General features: G+C 39.8%; 5 protein-coding genes and 1 riboswitch. Of the genes, 3 read left to right on the top strand and 2 right to left on the bottom strand.

Going from position 1 to position 8,005, the window contains the following annotated elements:
* Nucleotides 1–30: 30 nt before the first annotated feature.
* The 3 genes from CDG79_RS37405 to CDG79_RS37395 all read left to right on the top strand — a co-directional run bounded on the left by CDG79_RS37405 (nt 31) and on the right by CDG79_RS37395 (nt 3,915).
* Entirely contained in the window at nt 31–1,266 is a 1,236-nt protein-coding gene (locus CDG79_RS37405; protein WP_094346597.1) for an LL-diaminopimelate aminotransferase, read from the top strand.
* Nucleotides 1,267–1,483: 217 nt separating this feature from the next.
* Nucleotides 1,484–2,962, top strand: coding sequence for an AAA family ATPase (locus tag CDG79_RS37400; RefSeq protein ID WP_094346596.1), 1,479 nt, complete (start codon nt 1,484–1,486; stop codon nt 2,960–2,962).
* A 2-nt stretch (nt 2,963–2,964) separates the two neighbouring features.
* Entirely contained in the window at nt 2,965–3,915 is a 951-nt protein-coding gene (locus CDG79_RS37395) for a hypothetical protein (RefSeq protein ID WP_094346595.1), read from the top strand.
* 48 nt (nt 3,916–3,963) lie between these two features.
* Here CDG79_RS37395 and CDG79_RS37390 read toward each other — a convergent pair whose 3' ends face one another.
* Both CDG79_RS37390 and CDG79_RS37385 read right to left on the bottom strand, forming a co-directional pair.
* Nucleotides 3,964–5,304 carry a voltage-gated chloride channel family protein gene (locus CDG79_RS37390; RefSeq protein WP_094346598.1) on the bottom strand — a complete coding sequence of 447 codons (1,341 nt, stop codon included), beginning with the start codon at nt 5,302–5,304 and terminating at the stop codon, nt 3,964–3,966.
* 113 nt (nt 5,305–5,417) lie between these two features.
* A riboswitch (Fluoride riboswitch) is annotated at nt 5,418–5,501 on the bottom strand.
* A 121-nt stretch (nt 5,502–5,622) separates the two neighbouring features.
* The gene (locus CDG79_RS37385; protein ID WP_094346594.1) at nt 5,623–7,941 is read right to left on the bottom strand and encodes a cation:proton antiporter domain-containing protein; all 2,319 of its coding nucleotides are present in this window, start codon (nt 7,939–7,941) and stop codon (nt 5,623–5,625) included.
* Nucleotides 7,942–8,005 lie beyond the last annotated feature (64 nt).

The following is an 8,005-nucleotide window of genomic DNA, read 5'->3' as shown; positions in this document are numbered from 1 at the left end:
TATTTGAGGGCGTTTTTCATAATCAACATAATGGCAACTATTAACGACAACTACCTGAAGCTGAAAGCGGGTTATCTGTTTCCAGAAATTGCTCGGCGGGTGAATGTCTTTGCAGAAGCGAACAGTAATGCTAAAATCATCCGACTGGGCATTGGCGATGTTACCGAACCGCTGCCAGAGGCTTGCCGCACAGCGATGATTAAAGCTGTGGAAGAAATGGGCGATCGCAATACCTTCAAAGGCTATGGCCCTGAGCAAGGCTACGCTTGGTTACGGGAGAAAATTGCTACTCATGATTTCCAAGCACGGGGAGCCGATATAGATGCGTCAGAAATCTTCATCTCCGATGGTTCCAAGTGTGACACAGGCAATATTCTGGAAATTTTTGGTCATGACAATATAATTGCCGTTACTGACCCAGTTTATCCTGTGTATGTAGACACTAATGTAATGGTGGGAAATACTGGGGATGCTAACGATAAAGGCGAATTTGAGGGCTTAGTCTATCTGCCAATTACGGCTGATAACAACTTCACCGCAGAGATTCCCGCAAAGAAAGTCGATTTAATTTATCTCTGCTTTCCCAATAACCCCACTGGCGCAACTGCTACCAAAGAATATCTCAAAGCATGGGTAGACTATGCCAAAGCTAATAACTCGATTATTTTCTTTGATGCAGCCTACGAAGCATACATTACCGATCCATCGATTCCCCACTCAATTTATGAAATTGAAGGTGCAAGAGATGTTGCGATCGAGTTTCGTTCTTTTTCCAAGAACGCAGGTTTTACAGGAACTCGTTGTGCGTTAACTGTGGTACCGAAGACACTCACAGGAAAAGCCGCCGATGGTTCCGATGTAGAACTATGGAAACTCTGGAATCGTCGCCAGTCTACCAAATTCAACGGCGTTTCTTATATCATCCAACGGGGAGCCGAAGCGGTTTACACCGAAGAAGGACAGGCGCAAATCAAAGGATTGGTGAGTTTCTATCTCGAAAATGCCAAAATTATCCGCGAGAAACTCACAGCCGCCGGATTATCAGTTTATGGTGGCGTGAATGCACCTTACGTTTGGGTAAAAACGCCCAATGGTTTATCCAGTTGGGAATTTTTTGATAAGTTGCTGCAAACTGTCAACGTTGTAGGGACACCTGGTTCAGGCTTTGGTGCTGCGGGTGAGGGTTACTTCCGCATTTCGGCGTTTAACAGTCGGGAGAATGTGGAAGAAGCGATGAAGCGGATTACTGAGAAGTTTAAGGTGTAAGGCATTTTTTGCATTAAGTCTGACTATCTTAGTTAAACTCAATCTGGAAGTCTCAAAGATTAGGGTGGACATTGCCCACCCTATTTGAGAATTGAAGATAGTTAAGTAAGTGAGCAAGAATAAATCAAACTAGATTAAGTAATGTAAAAAATATTGAGATTAGTTTGTAGTGTTCGCGCCGCTCTACTTAGTATCAAGTTGGCAATAGGAGCTTTTTATGAAATTACTACGAGTCCAAGTTCCAGATTTTCGCATTTTAAAGAACGTTGATATAAGTTTTGAACCAGAATTCATCCCTAGTATTTTCCCACTTGGAAGTCAAAATGGTGGTGGTAAAAGTACACTTTTACAATTAATTTTTGTTCTATTGCATTGTTCTAGTGATTCTGAAAAAAAAGATTTTGTTAAAAATATACTTTCTGGATTTACTATTAACAACAATTCTAACAAGAGAGTATTAGCCATAATTGATATCTGGAATGAGGATAAAATTGTAAAGCTTGAATTTTTATCTTATAACGACTCTTATCTTAGAGAGCTATTAATATCAAATGATAAGAGTGAAGTTGAGAATGATAACTATCTAAAATTCTCTGCTTCAAATCAATTGGAGAAGGTGATTGATAAAATTCTAATTGCTGAAAAAGAAATACAAGATTTAGAGAAAGCTATTACTAAATTAGATAATGTGAGAAAAATCGAGAGTAGTGAGGAGAAATATTTTATATTTAGAGAGTTAATAGAAGAACTTAGAAGGTTTGAATTTAGAACTCCTAATCCTATTTTAAGAGTAGCAAATAAATCTATAGAAGGATTTCAAGATGAAGTTCAAGCAAGACTCGATATATCTAAATTAAATCTGAAAAAATATTATGAACAACGTGAGCAGCTTGAACGTATATTACAAAGAGTTTTAAAATATTTGGAGTCAGAAAAGCTACTGTATATCTGTAATTATTCAGCTAATGGCAATAAAGATGAAGAGGAAGTTTTACTTTGCCGGATAAATAATATGGATATGAACAAAGTAGAAATATTCATGAAGGAGTTATCACAAAAAATATTTCTTGCGGCTCCTTCTACCCAAGTTTTTCTTTTTAATTCTAAAGAATCTAGAAAACTCTTATTTAAAAAGCAGGATAACGAAACTGAGTACTATTCACAGCTTAAATTAGCCAAATCTAAACTCTCAGGCTTTTTTACCTATGATTTTCTGGCTGTAGATATCCTTATCGAAGCCTTTAAGTCTGCTCGAGACAAAGACTTTGCAGAAGCTATACAAAAAGGCGAGTATGGTAATAGCTACAAAGCACTGATAAATGATTTAAATATAATATTGTTTAATAAAAAAATAAATATAGATCCAGATTTATCAGGTGTAATTTTTAAATTAGATAAAGATGGTGAAGATGTAGAACTATATCCCGAAGACCTCAGTCATGGCGAGTTAAAAAGATTGAGTATTTATATGTGGATAAAGTACCATAATATAGAACATGCAATTGTGCTAATGGATGAAATTGAAATAGCATTTCATCCAGATTGGCAATATCAAATAATTGCAGATATCAATCAATGGGCACCAAGTAATCAATATATTCTTGCAACTCACTCATACGAGTTATGTCAAGCTCTTACACCTGCTCACGTTAAGGAACTAGAACCAAAACTTTTAAAGCAAGAAGCTAAAAATTAAATATGAGTCTTAAGCCGGAACAACTAAAACAACATTGTGAAATAATCATTGGCTCTCGTAGAATTAAAAATAAGATTGTTCTGTTGTGCGAAGGCGAAGGTGGTATTTGGGACACCGAAGGCAGACCGTCACCTCAGTCATATAGCAAGATGGAACAGATGCCAGATTCCAACTTTTACAAGGCGTGTGTTCCAAAATTATGGAGTCAATATCGACCAGAGTTTTTTAACTGCGGAGATCGTAAAGATGTATTAAATACATATTTTGCTCTTTCAAAGTTGCATGATGAAAATAAGGATAAATCTTATTTAAGTTTAGAAAAACTTTTTGCAATTGTAGATGTTGATTTACAAACACAAAATATAACAAAACAATATAGTTATGGTTTTTCAGATACAGAAGCAATTTTCTGCAATCTTTATACAAAAATCAAGATAAACGAAGAAAATGCCAAACAGCATCGTATATGGGTTACGGGTTTAATACATAAAGAAGCATATTTTTTCATACCTGAAATACAATCAGTATTTGATACTTTTTCTACACTTTATAGTAGTAATTCTCTAGTACTTAGAGAGATTTATCTGAGGATGGCAGATGCTATCATTAATGATTATGATTTAAAAAGTAATTTATCAAAAGTATCTAATCGTATTAGCCATTGCTCTGGATTAGATTGTACTGCAATAGATAAATTGAGAGATTCATGGAAAGAACAGTTTCAAAACGCTCAAAATGATACGGAGGAGAATGAGTTAATTTTAGCTTTATTGACATTCAAAAAAGCTAAGTATTACTGGAACCAAATTCAACCACCAATTGACTGGACTTCTTCAGTTGAGACATTTAAAGATCAACTTTTGTTAGAAATAGGAAGATTTTATTCAGAACAAAGTAATGATATTAAATATCATATTCCTTGCTTTTTTAAAATCTTAAGACAATTTGCTTAATAGCTCTAACAGATAAATTATTTTAGTGGTTCTAATTGCGTCTATAAATTATTCTTCAGAATTACTTCCTTCTTCATCACCATCATGAGATAAATCGATTTTTGGCTCCAATTTTTCTCGCCCATAATTAGCCAAAGTCACCCCTTCTTCTAAAGATACAGCAGAGTATTTACTCAAACCAATACGCTGTGCCGAGTAAATTCCAGAATGACCTGAAAATAGATAGCTCACTACACAGCCAATAGCAATAAATACTCCTGATTCCAAACCAAATAATTCAATTCCCATTAAGGTTGATGCTATCGGTGTATTGGCTGCACCTGCAAACACACCCACAAATCCCATTCCTGCTAACAATGGTGTAGGTAATGCTAAAAGCAACGACAAAGCATTACCTAAAGTTGCACCAATAAAAAACAAAGGTGTTACTTCACCTCCTTTAAAACCTGCTCCTAAAGTTAGAGCAGTCATTCCCAATTTTGCGGCAAAATCCCAAGGAGGTAATTGAGTAAAAAAAGAATCAACGATAGTAGGGATACCAAGCCCAATGTACTTAGTTGTTCCACTCAACCCAACAATTACTGCTATCATCGCACCGCCGATTAAAGGACGCATTGGAGGATAAGATATTTTTGTTTTAAAGAAGTGACTGATTTGGTGAGTTACTTTAGCAAAGAATCTCGCTACAATTCCAAAAATTGCACCTGCGATAATGGCAGAAATCAATCCCCAAATTGTGAGCGTCGGTATAGAGGGAGCGTGTCGGTATGCGGTATGATGCAAACCCAATAACAAGGTGACTTGATTCCCAACGATCGCAGCAATCAAAGAAGCGAAAAGAGCGTCATAATTAAGTTTCCCAATTGCTAAAACTTCTAGACCAAATACAGTCCCAGCTAAGGGAGTACCGAAAACTGAAGCGAATCCTCCACTGATACCCGCCGTTAATAAAATTCGCCGATTGGCTCCTTGAAAATGTAATATTTTAGTTAACTGGTCTGCCAAAGAAGCGCCCATTTGTAATGCTGTACCTTCACGACCGGCTGAACCTCCAAATAAATGTGTCAGGTTTGTTCCTAGCAAAACAAGAGGAGCCATCCGAAAGGGAATAACACTTTTGGGGTTATGGATTTCTTCAAGTAAAAGGTTATTTCCGGCTTCTACATTCCGACCGAACTGATGATAAATCCAACCACTCAAGAAGCCACCAATGGGAAGTAAGGCGATAATCCAGCGATGGGATTCTCGCCAATGGGTTGCCCATTCTAATGATGCTAAAAGAGCCGCAGAAGCTGTTCCAGCAAGAATGCCAACCACAATGGAAATAGGCAACCATTTAATTAGGTGTGGTAATGCAATAAACGGTTCAAATTGACGAAAATGTTTCATAAATACACTGACTAACATCCCATGACTCCTTGAGGCGCGATTTGTAGACTTACACTTTCTACAGGAGAGTCAGGTGATGCGTTTTCCAAAGCCCTACTCTCCCGCAGTCAGCGAAGAAAGTAGGAGCCATCAGCCTTTCAGTGATGATTTTGAGGTCTGAAAAGGCGGTTTTGGCGAGCTCCATCGCCATTGATTTGATTTTAAATCAAGGATACCATTTTTGCTTTTAGTCGAATCAATATTTGTTTCTTTGAGAAACTATTGACACTCGTTCCTCGCGATCGCTAGATTGAGCCACTTACTTGTGCTAGTGGATTATCAAAGGAACTCTTTGAGCGTTTCTGCCTCACTAACTTTCACCACTGGAAGAGAAAGGGGTACTTTATTAGCGATCGCAAATAACTGTTCTAGTTGACTCAGACCTGTCAAGCTACCACATAATAATACTTGGTCGCTAACTCGCAAGTCCATGCCGCCATCAGGATAGCGGATAAATTTACCATCTCGCCGGATCGCCTGTACTTGTACTCCAAATTGCTTGGCGATATCTAAATCTGCAAGGGTTTTACCTAGGGTTGGCGCATCTGCATTGACTGTAACCCACTGACAAGCACTATTTTCACCGGGAACAGCAGCTTGTCCCTTAGCAAACTCTGCCAAAGCCGCTAGTTCTTCATCTGCTCCCACTACCAGCAGGCGATCGCCTTCTTCCAATTTGGTTTGATTATTGGGATAATCGATTTCATCGCCGTTAGCGCGGCGAATTGCCATCAAACTCGCTCCTGTTAAGTAGCGCATATCTGCTTCTTCTATGCTCATGCCAATTAAGGGCGAAGCATCTGGAAGAGGATACCAGCGCTGATTTAAATCGAGAGTTGCTTGGCGCAAATCGTGGGCAACTTCAGTTGCAGAACGCTCTGGCCGCAAATCTAAATAATGATCGTTGCGGATTAGCTGCATTTCCCGTTGGACGACAGCTGGCGACAACAAGCCTAAGCCAGTTAATAAATAGGTTGCCATTTCTAAGCTGGCTTCAAACTCTGGTTGCACCACTTCTCTGGCTCCCAATTGATACAACACTTCAATATTTTTATCCTGGGTAGCACGGACAACCAAATCCAATTCTGGGCGCAATTCCAAAGCGCGTTTCAAGCAGAGACGGGTACTCATGGGGTCAGGGAGGGCGATCGCCATTCCTTTGGCATGATTTACCCCGGCGGTTTCTAAAACGTGTAAACTTACACAATTGCCATAAACATAAGATACCCCAGCTTCACGTAACTGCTGAATTCTCCTCTCTGATTGGTCGATGACTACCACAGGTAAGTCGTGTTGCAGCAACAACTTCACTAAATTTTTGCCGACTCGCCCATAACCACAAACTACTACATGGTCTTTAAAGGGCAAATCGTCTGATACATCCCGCGCCTCTTGTTCTTCTAAGTACGGTTTCAACCAAGGCATTGATTCGGCAAAGTTAAATAAAAATGGCACTAACCGCAGAACAAAGGGAGTCAGCATGAGGGTAACTGCGGTGGTTCCCAAAATTAATAAGTATATTTGTCGGGACACCAGCCCTAAAGATTGCCCCTCACTGGCGAGAACAAAGGAAAATTCCCCAATTTGCGCCAGTCCCAAACCAGCGATGATGGCTGTTTTTAAAGGGTAGTGGAATAGTTTCACTAGGGGCGTGATAATCAAAAATTTCCCGACGAAAACTATTGCCACCAGCCCTAAAATTAATTCTAGGTTGTTCCACAAAAACACTGGGTCAATTAACATCCCAATGGCGGCAAAAAATAAACTGGCAAAGATATCTCGCAGAGGTTCGACATAAGTCAGGGTTTGATCGGCGTATTCCACCTCAGAAATCATCAAACCGGCAACAAATGCCCCCATTTCAATAGATAGCCCCAAATGTTCTGTCAACAGGGCAATACCCAAACAGAGAGCTACAACCCCTAATAAAAATAGTTCTCGGCTTTCGGTACGGGCTAAGAGTCGCAACAAAGGGGGTATCAGCCAAATCCCCGCAGCGACTGCACCAGCTGCAAATAAAGCAATCCACAGTAAGGCTGTCAGTACGGCGATGCCAATAGTTTCTGCTGGTTGGTTGAGGGCTGGCAAGACTGCTAACATCAGTCCTAGTGCTAAGTCCTGGACTACTAAAATCCCTAGCATCACTTGTCCGTGAGGCGTTTCTGTTTCATTGCGTTCCATCAAGCACTTGAGGACAACCGCCGTGGAAGACAAGGACAGAATACACCCCAAAAACATCCCCTTCGCAGGTAAGGCTCCCCAGGCTCCGCTTAAACCGCACACCACAACTGTGACTAAAATTGTCAGAGCAATCTGGAGTCCACCTCCACCGAGCGCGATCGCTTTTACCTTCTTAAGTTCCGCCAAGGAAAATTCTACACCCAAGGCGAATAACAAAAAGGCGACACCGAATTGTGCCAGAGTCTCTACTTGAATAACTTCTTTAATTAGTCCTAGTCCGGCTGGCCCAACGATCATCCCGCCGATGAGATAGCCTAGCAGCACGGGTTGTTGTAAAAGTGCTGCCAGCAGTCCGCCACAAGCTGCAACGCCTAAAACTAAAACTAAATCAACAATTAGCCTAAAATCTTCTTGCACCAGTTTTAAAAGAACTATTTATAAAGACCTATTAATTCAGCATACAAAGTTTTGGGGATTGGGG

Source organism: Nostoc sp. 'Peltigera membranacea cyanobiont' 232 (assembly GCF_002245985.1).
In the GTDB taxonomy this organism is placed as follows: domain Bacteria; phylum Cyanobacteriota; class Cyanobacteriia; order Cyanobacteriales; family Nostocaceae; genus Nostoc.
This window is presented reverse-complemented; position numbering and strand designations above follow the sequence as displayed.